The following is an 18,671-nucleotide window of genomic DNA, read 5'->3' on the forward strand; positions in this document are numbered from 1 at the left end:
AAGAGAATTGGATATAGTCTTGTGCATTATCTTTACTTAAACCAAATACAGATGTCTCCCCTTCTGCTCTTTTCTTTTGTTATAAGTTATTTTTTGATACTGCTGGTAGTGGCCTGGTACACTGGAAGAAACAGCAACAACGATTCTTTTTTTATTGGCAACCGGAACAGCAACTGGATGCTGGTTGCGTTTGGCATGATCGGCACATCGCTGAGTGGTGTTACGTTTGTAAGCGTACCCGGAGCTGTGGCCCGGGAATCGTTCGCTTATTTCCAGATCACCCTGGGTTACCTGCTGGGCTATTTAGTGATCGCTTTTGTTTTATTACCGTTGTATTACCGGCTCAACCTCACTTCTATTTACAATTACCTGAGCAGCCGGTTAGGGTTCATTTCATACAAAACAGGCGCTTCTTTTTTCATCCTTTCACGCACCCTCGGCGCCACGGCGAGATTATACCTGGTGGTAAAAATATTACAGGATGCCATCCTGGAAAGTTTTCATGTTCCCTTCTGGCTCACCACACTCATCATACTGGCCATGATATTGCTGTACACTTATGAAGGAGGTGTGAAGACCATTGTATGGACCGATACATTGCAGACCTCCTGCATGCTGCTGGGTCTTGTGATCTGTGTTTATTATATCCTGAACTATCTACACCTGGGTGTAGGCGAAAGTTTGGCCGCGATGCAGGAAAAAGGGTATAACAAGATTTTCTTCACCGATCCGCACAGCAAGTTCTTCTTTTTAAAACAGATCCTGGCCGGCGCTTTCGTTACTATTACCATGACGGGGATGGACCAGGAAATGATGCAGAAAAACATTTCGGTTAAAACACTGAAAGACTCTCAGAAAAATGTGGTTACCCTCGGCTTCATCATGCTGGTGGTGATCTTTTTGTTCCTCTTCCTGGGCGGGCTGCTCTACCTGTTTGCCGGAACGCAACAAGTAACGGCTACCGGAGATGCACTCTTCCCTGCGATTGCCCTGAACCACATGCCTAAAATGGTATCCGTGATCTTTATCATCGCACTGATCTCGGCCCTGTTTCCCAGTGCCGATGGCGCCATTACTGCACTAACTTCTTCCTTTTGCATCGATATCCTGGGTATGCAAAGGCGTAACGACTGGAATGACGCACAAAAGAAAAAGATCCGCCAGCGCATACACCTGGGCGTTGCCTGTCTCTTCCTGCTTTTTGTGATGGTGTACAAATGGGTAGACAGCAGCAGCATGATCGGGGTGATATTGAAAGTGGCTGCTTATACTTATGGTCCCTTGTTGGGTCTTTTCACTTTCGGTATACTGCTCAAAAGAAATGTGCAGGACCGGCTGGTGCCCCTCGTTTGTATACTCTCGCCATTGCTCTGCCTGGTGATTGACAAATACCAGAAAGCGCTTTTCGGCTCTTTTGAGATCGGACTGGAGCTACTGATCATCAACGGGTTGATCACTTTTACAGGCCTATGGCTCATTTCAAGCCCTGCTGTTAAGCAAAAAGCATAGATATTTGCGCAATGGATATGATCTCCCCCCTCGTTGATGCTTATGCGCTGCAGTATACATCGCCGGAAGAAGCGTTGATGCAGGAGATCAATGAATTTACCATGCGTAACCACCCACAGTCGAATATGCTGAGCGGCCACGTGCAGGGAAAATTATTAAGCTTCATCAGTACTATTCTGCGTCCCAAATACGTTTTAGAGGTAGGAACTTTTGTTGGCTATAGTGGCCTCTACCTGGCACAGGGTTTGTCGCCAGATGGTGAGTTGCATACCCTGGAGTTAAGGGAAGAAGACGCGCAAACTGCCCGTAGGTATTTTGCCAGGAGTGAAAAAGGCAAGCAGATACATTTACATACGGGCAATGCGCTGGACCTGATACCCCAGATCGACAGGAAATGGGACCTGGTGTTCATCGATGCAGATAAAACCGGCTATATCGATTATTACGAGCTGGTGGTTCCCCGCCTGAGCGACCGCGGCATGATACTGGCCGATAATGTGCTCTTTCATGGCGAAGTATTGGAGGAACCCATAAAAGGTAAAAATGCCAAAGCGATCCAGGCTTTCAATGAGCACGTGAAGCAGGATCCCAGAACAGAACAAATTTTATTAACCGTCAGAGATGGTTTGCTCCTTATAAAAAAGAAATAGGCATGATGAAGAAACTGATTTTGTTGGTATGTCTGGGCTTATGTTTCAACGCAGCTATGTCGCAGAGCGAAAGGGCAACGACTTATATCAATACGTATAAAGAACTGGCTATTGCCGAAATGATCCGGTCGGGTGTGCCTGCGTCTATTACCCTTGCACAGGGCATACTGGAATCGGATTACGGCGAAAGTGAGCTGGCGCAGAAATCGAACAACCATTTCGGCATCAAATGCAAAACGGAATGGACTGGTCCCAAAACCTACCACGACGATGATGAGCGCGGGGAATGTTTTCGCGTTTACGCATCTGCTGCAGCATCCTATCGCGATCATTCCGATTTTTTGAAGAACAGGCCTTATTATACCGATCTCTTCAAACTTGACCCCACCGATGATGAAGGATGGGCCTATGGTTTGAAAAAAGCAGGCTATGCCACAGAGCGCGATTATCCGCAGCGCCTGCTGAAACTCATCAACGATTACGATCTACACAAATATAACCTGGTAGCCCTCGACAGGATCAAAAACGGAATGCCTGCTTCTAATGCGACCGCTCCTGTTAAAGCAATTTCCGAAGATGCTGTTCCCGGTTCCATCAATCTTGCTACAACTACAACCGCTACAGAAGAAAAAGCAGAAGAAGAACATGCAGAGGCAGAAAGCGTAACACATGCTACAACTGTTACAAGCAAAAAAGCCCGGCCCTCCAATTATCCGGCGGGAACCATTTTTACCATCAACCATACCAAAGTGATCTATGCCGCAGAAGGCACGTCCCTGCTGGCTTTGGCGGGGCAATACGATATCAGCCTGGGTAAACTGCTTGATTTCAATGAGCTGAACGAGATGGATATATTGGATACCGACAGGCTCCTTTTCCTGGAAAGAAAAATGAAAAGAGGCGCTACCGATATTCACATTGTAGCCGAAAATGAAAGCCTCTATGATATTGCACAGAAAGAAGGCGTGAGGATGGAAAGCCTGATGGAATATAACAACCTGAAAAAAGATGCGCGGCTTTCTGCTGGTCAGAAATTATACCTTCGCGCTGCCAGTCCCGTTGTGGCCAAATCATCCAAAGCTTCTAAATAACTGCTTATGTCAGTGATCACTGTTCACGATAAATCCTTTGTTTCTTACCTGCCCGAATCATTGATACTGGAAAAGATCAAAGCGCTGGCGGATGAATTGAACCGGGATTATGCCGGCAAAAAGCCTTTGTTCATTGCCATACTGAATGGTTCCTTCATGTTCGCTTCCGACCTGTTCAAAGAACTCCATATCGATGCAGAGATCTGCTTCATCAAACTGGCTTCTTACAAAGGAACCAAGTCTACCGGGCATGTGATCACCGCCATTGGACTGGATACCGATATTACCGACAGGCATGTAGTGATACTGGAAGATATCATCGATACGGGCAAGACCATGAATGAGTTCCTTCCCCAGATACGCAACCAGCAACCTGCATCCCTGAAAATTGCGGTATTGCTGCACAAGCCCGATGCCACCGTATTTCCTATACAGATTGATTATTGCTGCTTTTCCATCCCCAACAAATTTGTGGTAGGTTATGGCCTCGATTACGATGGCCTGGGCAGGAATATCCGCGAATTATACCAGCTCGAAACAGGGCCTAGCGTGTAAATACGCGTTTTTTTCAGTAAATTGTAGTAAATCCATGCATACAGATGAAGGCTGTCGCCTGGTTATTACTTGCTTGTTCTTTTCCCTGCCTGCTCATGGGGCAGAATTACCTGCGTGGAGAAGTGAAGGATGAGCAGGGGCGTTTATTACAGGGCGTACGCATACAATTGGCAAGCACCGGCACTTATCCATATTATACCGGCAACCTGGGCAGCTTTGGCATCCCTTCTTCCAGGCTCATTGATACCATTACATTGTCTTACGAAGGTTATGATACCCTGCGTACTGCCATCGATACCAGGAAGACCCAGTTCTTTGTTTTGAAAATGCAGCCTGAGCTGGCAAATTTTTACAGGGCCAGGCTCAGCTCTCTCACCAACCATCTCCAAACAGAACCAGTTGTACCTGCTTCTGTAATGGGCGAGAGCTACAGCGACATTATGGAAAACCGTTTTATCCAGGCATCGCAATATCCGGAAACAGGTTTTGCACTGAACATCGACAAAGCTTCTTATAGTAATATCCGTCGTTTCATTCACAATAATATGCGGGTGCCTGTGCATGCGATCCGCATTGAAGAAATGCTTAATTATTTCAGTTATCCTGCTGCTGAAAATTCCCGTGCCTTTACCTGCCAGACAACCGTTACATCCTGCCCCTGGCAGCAGGAACATCAACTGCTGTACCTTCATATTCATGCACCGCAATTGCAACTTGACAGTGTGCCTCCTTCCAATCTTGTTTTTTTGATCGATGTGTCTGGCTCGATGGATAAGCCCAACCGGCTCCCCTTGCTGCAGTCGGCATTCAAGTTACTGGCAGATAATTTACGTCCGCAGGATACCATCAGTATCATGACTTACGGCGGCAATGTGCGCATTGCATTGGCGCCAACAGGAGGCGCTGAAAAGAAAAAGATCAAAGCAGTCATCGATTCGCTGAGTGCTGCGGGTGATACACCGGGCGCCGGAGCCATCCAGCAGGCTTATGCATTGGCTTCGCACACTTATATGCGCAATGGCAACAACAGGGTGATACTGGCTACCGATGGGGATTTCAATGTGGGACAATCATCGGAAAAAGAGCTGGAAGACCTGATTGTTCAATATCGCAAAAGCGGTATTTACCTTACTTGCCTGGGAGTAGGCATGGGCAATTATAAAGACAGCAAGCTGGAAGTGCTGGCTAAAAAAGGCAATGGCAATTTTGCTTATCTGGATCATTTAGGCGAAGCACAAAAAGTATTGGTAACTGAATTCACACAAACATTATATGCTGTTGCCAACAATGCAACGGTTATCGTTCGCTTCAATCCCAGCCTTGTCAAAACCTATCGCCTGATTGGCTTTGACAACAAGAGAACCGCTTTGAACGACAGTACCCGTGAATTGGAAGGTGGAGAAATCGGCAGTGGGCATGCCCTGATGGCTTTGTTTGAAATAGAACCGGCAACTACTCATTCATCAACGGAAAACCTGGCCTCCATTGATTTGCGCTACCAGCTTCCCGACAGCGCATCTTTTATGCATCATGCATTTACAGCATCTAATCAACCCATAGCAATTGAAAAAGCCGAACATGCTTACCAATTCGCTGCGGCAGTAAGCATGTTCGGCGCTGTATTGAAAGGTTCTCCTTATACAAAAGACCTCACTTTAGAGAAAGTGCTGGCATTCGCTGAACCTGTTGTCGATCCTGCTAATATTCAACAAGAGGAACTATTGCAGCTTATCAAACAGGCCATTGAAATATATCATCCTTCAAAGAAGCGAAAGAAGAAAAAATAATCGAATGATCAGCAGTTTAGTTTACTGCCAGCATTTTTTGTATTTCTTTAATTGAATGTGTGCGTGTGGATAGTAACAATACTCCTTTGTGGTATTTTTTTGAATAATCGTTTCCAGCGGCCTCAACAAAATCACTTCGCTTGTATGATGTGTTAAGTTCGTCAACACTCACCCGCTTTCCGTCTACCAATACCAGGTCTGTGACACCTTCTATCCAAACCGTCTGCCCGCTTTTGGTAGTGATGACGGATTTACCATCAATCTCGAAATAAGATTTCTCATTATCTTTTTTCAGCTCATTCAATTTTTTCATCATCAGATCAGCTTTACTATGCTGCTTTGTCGTTGTAGAGTCAGCTACTTGCTTTTTAGTGGTGATCTCTACAACTCCGTTTTTGCCTTCCTCTCCATACTTTTTAAAGGCGGCCTCATCTTTTAAAACACTAATATTGTCAATATCATTTGGATCCAGTTTTAATTCTTTCAAACCCTTCCGGCCCATTTTTTCTCCGTCAACTACAAACAAAGGATGAGCAGCCGTATCTTTTACTTTCACTTCTATGGCAGTATCTACCGGAATGAAGGTGGTTTGATTTTCATGAGCCGATAAATATTGCTGGATACCGGTCAATATAGCGCCGGCCATTTTCTGCTGGTAAGCAGTGCTCTTCAGATTGGACATATCAGATGGGTTGGACATGAACCCTGCTTCTATCAATACAGAAGGGCAATTCACTTCCTGCAATACCCAGATGCCCTTGCGGCTGGATTGTATGCCGCGGAATTTGTTCACTCCCCCGAGTGAAGAAGCCATATAATTGGCCAGCCTGTAATTGGCCTGGTAGTCCTTCGCTTTTTCTTTACTGGCAATGAACAGCTCGATGCCCTGGGTTGAAGTGGAAGCTGTGTTATCGCAGTGCAGTGAAATGAAAAGATCAGGATGTTGCGCATTCGCCAGTTGCGCTTTTTCTGTTACCGGCTGAAAAACATCGCTCTCCCTGGTGAGCACGATCTTAACACGATCATTGCTGTTCATGGATTTAATTTTTTGCGCCAGTTCCAGCGCAATGTCTTTTTCAATGGATCCGTCCACACCCACAGCGCCACGGTCTTGTCCGCCATGCCCTGCATCGATAACCACTGTGTATTGTTTATCCAATTTATACACTGCGTTTGAAACTACTTCCTGCTGATCGGCAGCCGCATCATGCACGATGTTGTTCATCACGGTTTCCATCACGGTTCCCACCGATATGGGTTGGCGTCTTTCTTTGTTACGAAAAGCAAAGAGCATTACTACAACAGCCAGCAGCGGCAGTACCACCAGCCTTCTTACATAGGTAAACCTCGGATTTTTGTTGTTGGTGAGCATTTGTAACCTCCTTTTAATGGGTGAAAAAAAGAATGGATTAGTGAGTGCAAAATGTTGTTGCGGGTAAGCTGCTGTAAGTAGCATCTGCGCCAGTGAGGCAGTATCGCCGTTCACAACGGCTTTCTTATCGGCAATGAATTCATGGATCATATCCATTTCTCGTCGCAACAACCAGAAAAAAGGGTTAAACCATCCCAGCACCAATACCAATTGCATCAACAGTTTATCTATCGAATGTTTTTGACGCACATGTGTTAATTCATGTTGCAATATCTGTTTACCTGATTCGCTGTACAGGTCAATGGCTTCATTCCAGAAAATATACCGGAAGAAAGAAAAAGGAGTACCCTTGGCGCGGGTAATGATGAGATAAACATCTTCTACATTGCGACAGGAATGCATTTTGAGCAAGCGATACAAACGTATCAGGGTTTTGATGGTGAACAGCAGGATAAGTCCTGCCACTGCAACATAGAGTGTTGCTGCCACCGTATCCCAGTTCCACAGAAAGCCTTTGTGCTGTATCGTTTCTTCCATTTCGGAATTGCTATCGGCTACCACATACAACCATCGCATCATATCCTGGTTACTGGCCTGCGGCCTGTTCCATTGTATTTTGATCAGCGGAACCGTCCAGGATAAAAGCGCTACGGCCAGCAAATAAAAACGGTTGTACTGGTGAAACCGTTTATTACGCAGTACCAGCCAGTAATATCCCATCATAACAGCGCTGCATACGATCACTTGCAGGAAATAATAAGCAATAGAAAGCATGGCAAAGGGTTTTATGATTTTTTATTTTTGAGCTGTTGCAGCAGTAATTCCAGTTCTTTCACGCTGATATCTTTCTGTTTCAACATAAAAGAAACAGCGTTGCTGAAAGAACCTTCGAAGTAGCCCTCTACCATGTTACGGATATAACTGGATGAGTACTCCTCTTTCGATACCAGCGGATAATACTGGTGTACCCTGCCAATAGGCGTAATACCTACAAAGCCTTTATCAACCAGTATTTTCACAATGGTGGCCACCGTATTGGAATGAGGCCGTGGTTCCGGCTGTGCTTCCACAATGTCTTTGAGGAATGCTTTGTTGAGCCGCCAGATACTCTGCATGATCTGCTCTTCTGCTTTTGTTAAGGATCTCATTAGGGGGATGTATTAATTGAATTCAAACATAAAACTATTTATTTAGTTAAACAACTATTTTTTTAGTTTTAAAAGTCCGTTAACATTTATGCCTGGCAAAAACAGTCTCACACAATCTTTTGAAAGCGGTATTTTGCAGCCCGATGAAATACTATCTTATTGCAGGCGAAGCCAGCGGCGATCTGCACGGCGGCAACCTCATCAAACAATTATTGCAAAAAGATGCTTCGGCCGGTATCCGCTGTTGGGGAGGCGATCTCATGCAGGCTGCAGGAGCCACACTGGTCAAGCATTACCGCGACCTGGCATTCATGGGTTTTGCGGAAGTAATCATGAACTTGCCTACTATCCTGGGTAATATCCGGTTCTGCAAACAGGATATCCTCGCCTATCGTCCCGATGTGCTGGTACTCATCGATTATCCCGGCTTCAACCTGCGCATTGCGCATTGGGCTAAAAAGCAAGGGTTCAAAGTGGTGTATTATATCTCGCCACAGGTATGGGCATGGAAAGAGAACAGGGTGAAGCAAATGAAACAAAGCATCGACAAAATGCTTTGCATACTACCCTTTGAAAAAGATTATTATCATACGAAATGGAACTGGGCCGTAGATTATGTAGGCCATCCATTGGTGGAAGTGGTGAATCAGGCCATTACGTCCCGCGGCGAACACAGCAGCGAAAAAAAGATCATTGCTTTGTTGCCCGGAAGCCGCAAACAGGAGATTGGTAAGAAGCTGCCCATTATGCTGGAAGTGGCGGCGCATTTTCCCGATTACCAGTTTGTAGTAGCGCAGGCGCCCGGACAGGATGAAAGTTTTTATGCACCCTTCCTCGCTCCCTATTCGAATGTATCGGTTGTTCGCAACGAAACTTATTCTTTGTTGTTGCAGGCCTGTGCCGCCTTGGTTACCAGTGGCACTGCTACTTTAGAGACTGCGCTCTTCGGTGTGCCCGAAGTGGTTTGTTACAAAGGAAGCAACATCAGTTACCAGATCGCCAAACGGCTCATCAAAATAAAATACATTTCACTGGTAAACCTCATCATGGATAAACCTGTAGTGAAAGAACTCATACAGGATGATCTCACGGTTCCCAACCTCATCCGCGAACTTCGCCTGCTGCTGACCGATGAACGGCATCTGCAAATATTAAAAGAAGATTATGCCAGGCTGAAAGCCATACTATCTGAAGGAGGCAATGCCTCAGAACAAGCAGCTACTATCATTCATCAGTTTGCCCTAGTGTCGCAATAGCGGTAAGATCAGGAGTTTGAAAATAGCAATGATCAGCACTATGATGAACATGATGAGCGATATACGGTTCATGCCATGCATGTATTTCATCCACTTGGTGAGTGGTTCTTTCGGGTCTCTTTTCTTGATATAGAGGTATTCTGCCAGCTGCCGCAAGATGCCCATGAAATCGTTTTTTGTAAAGCTACTTAAATTAGTTGTTAGATGTCAGTTGTCAGTTGTTAGAATTCTTTTGCTTACGATCTGACATCTAACAACTGACAACTGACATCTAACAACTCTTTAACCAATGACTTAAATGCTCCGTGATCTGCTTCGCTTCAATAATAAAGCCATCATGTCCGTAAGAAGAGCCGATCTCTATCAATGACGCATGCGGAATGTGTTCGGCCATGAATCTTTGCTCTGCCAACGGACAAAGTATATCACTATCGATACCAATGATCAATGTTGGTTGTTGAATGGTATTCAATGCGCTGATCAGATCGCCGCCCCTTCCCCTGGCCAGGTGGTGACTGTCCATCGATTTGGTCAGCAGCCAGTAACTGAACGCATTGAACCGCTTCGCCAGTTTTTCACCCTGGTATTGGATATAGGAAGAAGCCCTGAAATGATCGATCTTCTCCGGGTCGGGATCCGTTTGTGTATCCTGAAAAATGCCATAGTTGCGGTAGGTGAGCATGCCGATGGCCCTTGCGGCTTTGAGTCCCTGTGCACCTGCATGTGCATCGTGGTTGCGCCAGGTATTATCGGCTTCAATCGCCAGCCGTTGCGCAGTATGTACTGCCACACCCCAGGCACTTTCAGAAGGTGATGTGGCAATCAGGAAGGATTTTTCAATCCTACGGGGTTCCATCATACACCATTCCAACACCTGGTAGCCGCCCATGCTACCGCCCATCAGTAAACCGATCTTTTCAATGCCCAGGGCTTCCCGCAGCAGGATATGGGCTTTTACCATATCGCGGATAGTAACGGTGGGAAAATCGGAATAATAAGGCGCTCCGGTTTGGGGGTTGATGCTTGTTGGGCCGGTGGTTCCGTAGCAGGAGCCCAATATATTGGCACAAACAATAAAGTATTCCTCGGGGTCGATGAGGCAGGAAGGACCTATCAATCCCTTCCACCAATCGACGCAATCGGAATTAGCCGTCAGTGCATGACAAACCCATACCACATTGCTTCCATTGGCATTCAGCTTGCCATAGGTGTGGTAAGCAATTTGCAATTCGGGCAAAACGACTCCGTTTTCGAGCGTAAAGGGTTGGGGGTAGTTAAACACATTCATACTGATAATTCCGCATTTCAACGCAAAATAAGGGCATGGTTGAGTTACATTTGCATAAATATTTCAAAAATCGTCCCATGAGGCCTCAAACCAAAGCCATCCGCACCCGTGTTGACCAGACAAATGAAATGGAACATTCCTCCCCTGTGTTCCTTACCAGTAGCTTTTCATTTGATAATGCAGAAGAGATGCGGGCTGCTTTTGCCGATGAAACAGACGACAATATTTACAGTCGTTTCAGCAACCCCAGTGTACAGGAGTTTACCGACAGGGTCTGTGTTCTGGAAGGCGCTGAAGCCGGCTTTGCCACTGCATCGGGCATGAGCGCGGTGTTTGGTTCTTTCATGGCTTTGATGAAGCAGGGCGACCATCTCCTGTCATGCAATGCCATTTTCGGCAGCACCCATACGGTGATTGCCAAATACCTGCCCAAATTCGGCATTGAACATAGTTATGTGAGCGCCACGGCCACGGAAGCCGAATGGGAAGCTGCCATCCGGCCCAATACAAAGATGATCTACCTTGAAACGCCCACCAACCCGGGGCTTGACATACTGGACCTGGAAATGATCGGCAAATTGGCTAAAAAGCACAAGATCATCCTGAATGTAGATAATTGCTTCGCTACCCCGGTGGCTCAACAGCCCATTGCCTATGGCGCTGATCTTGTGGTGCATTCCGCCACCAAGTGGCTCGACGGACAGGGACGCGTTTTGGGTGGTGTGGTAGTTGGCCGCAAAGATCTGATCAAGGATATTTATCTTTTTTGCCGCAGTACCGGCCCCGCCCTCTCTCCTTTCAATGCATGGGTATTGAGCCGCAGCATGGAAACGCTCGAAGTGCGCATGGAACGTCATGCAGCCAATGCACACTATATCGCAGAAAAGCTGGAGAAACATCCGAAGCTAAGCTGGCTCAAATATCCTTTCCTCAAAAGTCATCCGCAGCATGCAATTGCTGTAAAACAAATGCAGAACGGAGGCGGGATCGTATGTTTTGAACTGAAAGGAGGCATTGAAGCAGGCCGCAAGTTCCTTGATGCGCTCGATATTTTATCATTGACTGCCAACCTCGGCGATACACGCAGCATTGCTTCACATCCTGCGAGCACCACGCATGCCAAGCTTAGCGAAGAAGAAAGACAGGCCGTGAATATTACGCCCGGACTGATCCGCATCAGCGTTGGCCTTGAGCACAAAGACGATATCCTCGAGGATATTTTGCAGGCATTGGAAAAATGCTGATGCATAGGAATTACGTGCACAATTAATAACCGGACCTCGCTACTGCTATTTTGGAATCGGCTGTGCCATAATACAAAAACCACTGGTTATGGAATTGAGCCAATCCCTCTAAAAAACATACCCGGTTTACCTGGCCATTGATTTCATAAGGTTTATCGGGGTGCATGAAATGATGCGACAACCTTTTGTTCAATTGCAAAGGGTTGTCTTTATTTAGTAATGCCTGTCCTGCTGCATAAGTGCCTTCAGGCAAACTCGTATCGCCGATGGCAGGAATATTGCGGCTGTTATAGATCAGCAAAATGCCGCTGTCTGTAAGCATGGCAGGTGGGCCGGATTCTACAAGATCGCAGTCGAATTTACCATCGCGTGTAGCCACCACAATTTTTAACCGTGGCGTTTGTTTCGCTTCTCCCTTTAAAGGAGCCGAAGGTTGTTCATCAGCAGCCATTTCAATAGGAGTCCAGTGAATCAGGTCATCTGAAGTAGCTGCATAAATGAATTTATCGCCCCAATACATCCAATATTTACCATGAATCTTTGTTGCGATGATCTTTCCTTTTGTGTACCGTGATACAATGGATCCCGATTTCGACCATGCATTCAGGTACCTGCCCTCATAAGCGGTTGCAAAAGCCGGTCCCTGTTTGGTCCAATGCAGCAAATCATTTGAAACCGCGACCATTAACCTGGCTGTTTTACCATCGAAAGCAGTGTACGTCATATAGTAGATGCCTTTATCATCTTCTATGATCCTGGGATCTTCGCAGCCGCCTTCCCATTCATATTGTTGATAGGCATCTTTATCTGGATACAGTACCGGTGTGGCTAATCGCGTAAAATGCATTGCATCGGTGCTGTAAGCTAATCCAATACGAGAAGTGCCACCGGGCAATCCGATCTTGTCCTGCGCACGATAGAGCATGTATACGGTATCATTGCGCACTACAATGGCAGGATTGAATACATCTTTTTCTTCCCAAAAGATTGGTTGTTGGCGTATGGGATCGATGAACCGGCCGGTACCTGGCATCAGCACCGGATTAACACTATCGAGTTTTTCGAAACCTAACAACGCCCAGGAACTGTCTGACACCGGCGCTGTTGTTTTTTTACCTGGCATTTGGCAAGCTGCTACCAAAAGAAGTCCGCATCCGATTATCCAGGAAAGCCTTCTTGAATCACTGCTTTTCATGTACAAAGATTGATCTCTATTTTTTCATTACCGATGCAATGCCTCCGTACAAATGTTGCAGGTACAATGGATCTGCATAGGATTCATCAGTATGACCCAACTCTGTATAAAAAGCATGCCCTCCATCAAAATCATGATACCATGCCATGGGATGGAGATCGCCGTTTTCTCCTCCTGTATAAGATTTTTCATCGATGGTGATCAGTATGTGCAGGTTGGGTTGTATGCTTTTGAAATTATACCACTCGTCTTTACGCTTCCACTCTGCCGGTAAATGTTTGGTAGAAAGATGCGAATGGTCTACAATATGGAGCACAGCTTCCTGTTGCTTGGGGTGACTTTTGAAATAGGCTCCTACCAGTTGATTGTACCAGGGCCAATCGTATTCAGTATCAGTGGCCGCATGCACGCCTACAAAACCGCCACCTGAACGGATATACTGTTCAAAGGCTGTTTGTTGTTCATCGTTCAGCACATCCCCTGTAGTGCTCAGGAATACCACTGCTGCATATTTTTTCAGGTTATCCGCAGTGAACAGGTTGGCATCGGTAGTAGTATCCACATCGAAATGATGTTCTTTTCCCAATTGCTGTATCGCTGCGAGTCCCTTGGGTATAGAAGCGTGATGATATTTTACGGTACGTGCAAACACCAATACTTTCGGCGTTTTCTTAAAATTGATGAAAGACAAACTGATCAGTGCCATTAAAGCAAGGCAGGACGATAATAATAATTTTTTCATGATGATGATGGTTATGGATTGGTTCTGTTTAATTTCTCTCTTCTTTCTTTGACTTCCCGCCAGGTAGTAAGTATGATACCTTCATCCTGGATCGCTTTTTTCAATGCCGGGTCTAACATCGCCAGCATATCGCCCCGGCGAACGGGACCTGAATCGGAAATATGCGGAAATACTTCTGTAGTAGCGGTACAATGCATGATCATCATGGTAAGTCCGGGTAGCAATGAACGGATACCTTTGATGTATTGCTGTGTTTTAAACGCTTGTATTTTGGCATCATCGCCCTGCAATTCCTGTGGAATTTTATCGCCATAACTGCCGTTGTGCAGATCATCCAGTACGGGCAGTCCGCTGGCCCAAAGCATTTTACCTGCCTGCCGCATTTGTTGTAGTAATGCTTCGGATGCCTGCGCCTGTTCACTGATCAGTTTCGCATGACCTCCGGGCACCATAACAGGGATATGGTTCCTGATGCCCAGTTCTATGTATTGTTGCGCAAAATCCGGCTTGGCCAGTAATGTTCCCATGTGTGTATCGAGGTGTGTAGGCTCAAAACCCATGTTCCTGGCCCTTTCCAGTTGTGCAGCAATTTCTGTCCCTACTTCCGCTGCACTCGCATGTTCTACCACTGCTGCAACAGAAGGCCAGAGTGCACCTTCAGCATCGACCAGTCCGGGGGTTGCCTTTTTTCCCGAAAGCGGTCCCCACCGGTAACCCTTCCATTCTGCCGTAAGCGTGAGGTGTAACCCTACATCCAACTTTGGGTGTTCTTTGTAATAATGTACAAAGGCCGGCACCCAGGGACAAGGCATCATCACGCTACAGGAAGTAGCGACGCCTTCTGTCATGGCTTTAATAGCTCCTTCATTGGAATCATACGACATGCCTACATCATCTACGTGTAAGATGAGTACCCTGGCTCCTTTGGGGAAGCCTAGTTTTTCGGCGTAAGTACTATCGGGCTGTTGTGCGGCAACAGCCATACAAACCATACAGGCTGCCGCAAACACAAGCAATCGTTTTTTCATGGATGAGGTTTGATATCAAGAAATAATCGCGATGGGTTAACTTTTACTTGTCAATTATCCCTATATTGAACACGCACAAAATGCCGTTAAACACGGATTAAATCTAACGAAAGAAAATGAAAAACAGAACTGGTTTCCTGCTGGCCATCATGATGTTCTTCGAATATTTTATCTGGGGCGCCTGGTATGTGACCATGGGCACTTATATGGGCGAACATTTACACGCCAGTGGCTTCCAGATCGGCGCTGCTTACAGCGCACTGGCCATTGCCACCATGATCTCTCCTTTTTTTGTGGGATTGATAGCCGACCGTTTCTTCGCCGCACAACGCATTATGGGTGTATTGCACCTGGTTGGCGGTGCCTTGTTGTTCCTGGCCACCAAAATAGAAAACAACGATGCTTTTTATTGGATCATCCTGGCCTATTCCCTGCTCTACATGCCTACTATTGCGCTGAGCAATAACGTAGCTTTCACACAAATGAACAATCCCGGCAAACAGTTTCCCTGGATAAGGGTATTCGGTACGCTGGGATGGATCGTAGCCGGCCTCTTCATTAGCAAACTGGGTATCGAAAGAACATCGTCTACTTTTTATATGGCAGCGGCCGTATCTGCCGGACTGGGGCTGTTCAGTTTCGTGCTACCCCATACGCCACCCAAAGCGGCAGCCGACAATGTTACCGCATCCAAAGCGCTGGGAGCAGCCGCTTTTGTATTATTCAGGAACAGACCTTACCTCATCTTTTTCATTGCTGCCATATTGGTGTGTATTCCGCTTTCTTTTTATTATGGTTTTGCCAATCCGTTTCTCAACGAGATCGGGTTTTCGAATGCAGCGGGTAAAATGACACTCGGACAGGTATCGGAAGCCGTTTTCATATTGGCCATTCCTTTTTTATTCAATCGCATTGGTGTTAAAAAAATGATCCTGCTGGGCATGACGGCCTGGATACTGCGTTATCTCTGTTTTGCTTATGGCAATATCGATACAGGTACCTGGATGTTGTATGCCGGTATTATACTGCATGGTGTTTGCTATGATTTCTTTTTTGTTACCGGTTATATGTATACCGAGAAAAAAGCAGGTGAGAAAATCAAGAATGCTGCGCAGGGGCTGTTTACGTTTGCTACATACGGATTGGGCATGTTCATCGGTACCGGTTTTAGCGGGTATATTGTAGACCAGCACAAGAATGGCCAACTGCATAACTGGCAACAAATCTGGTTTGTGCCTGCCTATATCGCCCTGGGCGTATTGCTGTATTTTATTTTATTCTTCAAAGAAAAAAAGGAAGCCTGATCTTCCTGATTTAAAAACGATAAATACTAAGAGATGAAAAGAATTGCCATGCTTGGCTCGGGGTTCATTGGCAGGTTTTATGCCGATTCCCTGCAAGGTTACAGAAGCCGTGATAAAGTGATCAGCATTTATTCCCGTCGTGAAGAAAGCGCCCGGAAATTTGCAGCAGATTATGGATGTACACACTGGACCATTAAAATGGAAGAAGCCATTGCACATCCGGATGTGGACATTGTATGCATCTCTTTACCCAATAACCTGCATGAAGAAGCGGTGATGTTGTGCTGCAAACACAAAAAAGCGGTAATGACCACCAAACCGCTCGGACGCAATGCCGAAGAAGCCAAGCGCATGTTACTGGCCGTAGAAGCAGCGGGTATTTTTAATGGTTACCTGGAAGACCTGGTATATACACCCAAATTCATCAAAGCTTCCGAGAGCGTGAAGAACGGTGCGCTTGGAAGGATATTGTGGGCCAAGTCGAGGGAAACACATCCTGGTCCGCACAGCGAATGGTTCTGGGATATTGAACAGGCAGGCGGCGGCTGTATACTCGACCTGGGTTGCCATTGCGTGGAGATCACCCGCAGTTATATTGGTAAAGACATCAAACCCGTTGAAGTTATGTGTTGGGCCGATACACAGGTAAAACCCATCGATGCAGAAGACCATGCCATTGGATTGGTGAAATATGAGAACGGCGCTATTGGTCAGTTTGAAGTGAGCTGGACTTTCCGCGGCGGCCTCGACCTGCGCGATGAAGTGATGGGAACCGAAGGCACCATCTGGATCAACAGTTTCCTGCGCACCGGCTTTGATATGTTCACCACCGGTAAGGGCGGCGATTATATTGCAGAGAAAGCCGAAAGCAATACTGGCTGGCTATTCCCTGTTGGCGATGAACTGAACGAACTGGGCTATAATCACATGTTCATGGACATGTTCAATGCGATGGAAAAGGGTGTTGCTCCTAAAGAAACTTTTTACGACGGTTACGTGGTGAATGCTATTTTGGATGCAGCTTACCGCTCAGCGAAAACTAAAATATGGGAGCCGGTGAAACTGGATATCTGGCGCGGACAAACAGGATTGACTAAAGAAAGTCACCTCGTACCTTACGACGCCGAACATTATCTCATCAAAGAAGAAATGACCCACTTCGGTGCAAAAAAGATAATCCTCAAACACAAGGAAACCGGAAAAATAACAGAAAGAACAATAGAATAAATATCATGCTAACACAAGACCTTTTCGTACACCATGTTTATTTCTGGCTGGGCAATCCAGTCAGCCAGGAAGATCATGCAGCATTGCTGGCGGGCTTACAGGCATTAAGTAAAGTGCCTTCTATACAACAATCCCATATTGGCATACCTGCAGGCACCAACCGCGACGTCATTGATACCAGTTACGCATTTTCCTGGCTGGCAGTATTTGCCAACCAGGGAGATCAGGATGCCTACCAGATCGATCCGATTCACTTGCATTTTATAGACACCTGCAAACACCTGTGGAATAAGGTAGTTGTCTACGATTCTATCCAGGCGCGGTAATGCATACCTATTCATCAGCTGTTGTTTATTGCAACAGCTGATGAATATTACGATAGCTGGTAGCGATGTTCTCAAAAGGCTTCGGCGCCCCATCCTGTTCTACGAAGAAATATTTCATACCGGATGTATGCGCATGTGCAAAAATGCGCTTGAAATCGATGGAACCTGTTCCTACTTCTAGTATGTGTTCATGCGTTGCATCGAGGTCTTTCACATGCCATAAATGGAAGCGGCCAGGATGTTGTTTGAACATTTCTACCGGATCTTTTCCTGCCTTGATGGTCCAGGCCAGGTCCAATTCCATCTTCATTTTATCGGCATCGGTTTCTGATAACAACAGGTCATAAGGAATCACACCGTTATGGTCTTTGAATTCCCTGTCGTGGTTATGGTAAGCAAACAGCAAGCCGGCTTTTTGGGCGGCCTCTGATGTTTTATTCAATACTTCTATGGAAGTTTTGAGTTCTTCTGTTGTTTCAAACGGTGTGCTCGCACATACCAGGTAAGTAGCACCGCCTTCTGCAACTTCATCTACCAATTCCTGGTAATTGTCGCGCAGGTTCCTCATTGGTGGTATGGTGATGGGTTTGCCATCGGCACCTGTTGGCATTTTGGCGCCGGGCGGCATTTTAAAAGGAGCGCCCAGCACATGATGTGACCGCCAGTTCATGCCTTTGTCTTTAAGCATGGCAGCAAACTCTTTGGGCTTCATTCCATAATACCCGCCCTTTCTGCTGAATGCCGATTCAATTTCTTTATAACCGGTATCGGCTATTTTTTGCAAGCTGCCGGGCACATCCTGGTCTATCACACCAAAAAGTGTGAACAATTGCAGGCCTATACCAGGATATTTTTTCTTGAAATCTGCGGCCAGCATTTCCTTGTTCAGCAGCAGGCTGCCAAGCGCCAACGCAGATGTTTGTTTGAGGAAGGATCTTCTGTTGTGCAT

General features: G+C 46.2%; 18 protein-coding genes. 10 read left to right on the forward strand and 8 right to left on the reverse strand.

Features of this window, described 5'->3' with window-relative positions; genetic code table 11:
• The first annotated feature begins 51 nt into the window (after nucleotides 1-51).
• From BLU98_RS02920 to BLU98_RS02940, 5 genes are read left to right on the forward strand one after another with little or no spacing between them, the layout of a single operon-like run.
• Entirely contained in the window at nucleotides 52-1,509 is a 1,458-nt protein-coding gene (locus tag BLU98_RS02920) for a sodium:solute symporter (RefSeq protein WP_092721769.1), read from the forward strand.
• A gap of 17 nt (nucleotides 1,510-1,526) precedes the next feature.
• A complete protein-coding gene (locus BLU98_RS02925; protein ID WP_257574667.1) occupies nucleotides 1,527-2,159 on the forward strand; it encodes an O-methyltransferase in 633 nt (210 codons plus the stop codon).
• Nucleotides 2,160-2,161: 2 nt separating this feature from the next.
• Entirely contained in the window at nucleotides 2,162-3,250 is a 1,089-nt protein-coding gene (locus BLU98_RS02930) for a glucosaminidase domain-containing protein (protein ID WP_092721773.1), read from the forward strand.
• A gap of 6 nt (nucleotides 3,251-3,256) precedes the next feature.
• Nucleotides 3,257-3,805: a hypoxanthine phosphoribosyltransferase gene (gene hpt, locus BLU98_RS02935; protein WP_092721775.1), complete on the forward strand. Its 549-nt coding sequence runs from the start codon at nucleotides 3,257-3,259 to the stop codon at nucleotides 3,803-3,805.
• Nucleotides 3,806-3,849: 44 nt separating this feature from the next.
• On the forward strand, nucleotides 3,850-5,592 hold the full coding sequence (locus BLU98_RS02940; protein WP_092721777.1) for a vWA domain-containing protein: 1,743 nt from the start codon (nucleotides 3,850-3,852) through the stop codon (nucleotides 5,590-5,592).
• A 16-nt stretch (nucleotides 5,593-5,608) separates the two neighbouring features.
• On the opposite strand, the gene BLU98_RS02945 is transcribed toward BLU98_RS02940, so the two are convergent.
• Together BLU98_RS02945 and BLU98_RS02950 are read right to left on the reverse strand one after the other, a co-directional pair.
• Nucleotides 5,609-7,738: an N-acetylmuramoyl-L-alanine amidase gene (locus BLU98_RS02945; RefSeq protein WP_092721779.1), complete on the reverse strand. Its 2,130-nt coding sequence runs from the start codon at nucleotides 7,736-7,738 to the stop codon at nucleotides 5,609-5,611.
• A gap of 11 nt (nucleotides 7,739-7,749) precedes the next feature.
• The gene (locus tag BLU98_RS02950) at nucleotides 7,750-8,112 is read right to left on the reverse strand and encodes a BlaI/MecI/CopY family transcriptional regulator (protein ID WP_026769380.1); all 363 of its coding nucleotides are present in this window, start codon (nucleotides 8,110-8,112) and stop codon (nucleotides 7,750-7,752) included.
• A gap of 143 nt (nucleotides 8,113-8,255) precedes the next feature.
• On the opposite strand from BLU98_RS02950, the gene lpxB reads away from it, so the two are divergent.
• Nucleotides 8,256-9,368 carry a lipid-A-disaccharide synthase gene (gene lpxB / locus BLU98_RS02955; protein ID WP_092721974.1) on the forward strand — a complete coding sequence of 371 codons (1,113 nt, stop codon included), beginning with the start codon at nucleotides 8,256-8,258 and terminating at the stop codon, nucleotides 9,366-9,368.
• Here the strand turns inward: lpxB and BLU98_RS02960 are convergent.
• Together BLU98_RS02960 and metX are read right to left on the reverse strand one after the other, a co-directional pair.
• On the reverse strand, nucleotides 9,354-9,533 hold the full coding sequence (locus BLU98_RS02960) for a DUF6728 family protein (RefSeq protein ID WP_026769378.1): 180 nt from the start codon (nucleotides 9,531-9,533) through the stop codon (nucleotides 9,354-9,356). The genes lpxB and BLU98_RS02960 overlap by 15 nt on opposite strands.
• A gap of 106 nt (nucleotides 9,534-9,639) precedes the next feature.
• Nucleotides 9,640-10,656, reverse strand: a complete 1,017-nt coding sequence (gene metX, locus BLU98_RS02965; protein WP_092721781.1) for a homoserine O-acetyltransferase MetX — start codon at nucleotides 10,654-10,656, stop codon at nucleotides 9,640-9,642.
• Nucleotides 10,657-10,733: 77 nt separating this feature from the next.
• Between metX and BLU98_RS02970 the strand changes: the two genes are divergently transcribed.
• Nucleotides 10,734-11,900, forward strand: a complete 1,167-nt coding sequence (locus tag BLU98_RS02970; protein ID WP_092721976.1) for a trans-sulfuration enzyme family protein — start codon at nucleotides 10,734-10,736, stop codon at nucleotides 11,898-11,900.
• Nucleotides 11,901-11,922: 22 nt separating this feature from the next.
• On the opposite strand, the gene BLU98_RS02975 is transcribed toward BLU98_RS02970, so the two are convergent.
• From BLU98_RS02975 to BLU98_RS02985, 3 genes are read right to left on the reverse strand one after another with little or no spacing between them, the layout of a single operon-like run.
• Complete coding sequence (locus tag BLU98_RS02975; protein ID WP_092721783.1) at nucleotides 11,923-13,095, reverse strand: glycoside hydrolase family 130 protein; 1,173 nt, start codon at nucleotides 13,093-13,095, stop codon at nucleotides 11,923-11,925.
• A 16-nt stretch (nucleotides 13,096-13,111) separates the two neighbouring features.
• A complete protein-coding gene (locus tag BLU98_RS02980; RefSeq protein ID WP_026769374.1) occupies nucleotides 13,112-13,837 on the reverse strand; it encodes a ThuA domain-containing protein in 726 nt (241 codons plus the stop codon).
• Nucleotides 13,838-13,848: 11 nt separating this feature from the next.
• Nucleotides 13,849-14,865, reverse strand: coding sequence for a polysaccharide deacetylase family protein (locus tag BLU98_RS02985; protein ID WP_026774675.1), 1,017 nt, complete (start codon nucleotides 14,863-14,865; stop codon nucleotides 13,849-13,851).
• Nucleotides 14,866-14,981: 116 nt separating this feature from the next.
• On the opposite strand from BLU98_RS02985, the gene BLU98_RS02990 reads away from it, so the two are divergent.
• Genes BLU98_RS02990 through BLU98_RS03000 form a run of 3 tightly spaced genes read left to right on the forward strand, consistent with a single transcriptional unit; the run spans nucleotide 14,982 to nucleotide 17,722 of the window.
• Nucleotides 14,982-16,169: a nucleoside permease gene (locus BLU98_RS02990; protein ID WP_092721785.1), complete on the forward strand. Its 1,188-nt coding sequence runs from the start codon at nucleotides 14,982-14,984 to the stop codon at nucleotides 16,167-16,169.
• Between the two features lie 33 nt (nucleotides 16,170-16,202).
• Nucleotides 16,203-17,396 carry a Gfo/Idh/MocA family protein gene (locus BLU98_RS02995; RefSeq protein ID WP_092721787.1) on the forward strand — a complete coding sequence of 398 codons (1,194 nt, stop codon included), beginning with the start codon at nucleotides 16,203-16,205 and terminating at the stop codon, nucleotides 17,394-17,396.
• 5 nt (nucleotides 17,397-17,401) lie between these two features.
• The gene (locus tag BLU98_RS03000; RefSeq protein WP_092721789.1) at nucleotides 17,402-17,722 is read left to right on the forward strand and encodes a Dabb family protein; all 321 of its coding nucleotides are present in this window, start codon (nucleotides 17,402-17,404) and stop codon (nucleotides 17,720-17,722) included.
• Nucleotides 17,723-17,747: 25 nt separating this feature from the next.
• Here BLU98_RS03000 and BLU98_RS03005 read toward each other — a convergent pair whose 3' ends face one another.
• The gene (locus tag BLU98_RS03005) at nucleotides 17,748-18,671 is read right to left on the reverse strand and encodes a sugar phosphate isomerase/epimerase family protein (protein ID WP_092721791.1); all 924 of its coding nucleotides are present in this window, start codon (nucleotides 18,669-18,671) and stop codon (nucleotides 17,748-17,750) included.

The sequence above is a fragment of the Hydrobacter penzbergensis genome (genome assembly GCF_900106985.1).
In the GTDB taxonomy this organism is placed as follows: Bacteria; Bacteroidota; Bacteroidia; order Chitinophagales; family Chitinophagaceae; genus Sediminibacterium; species Sediminibacterium magnilacihabitans.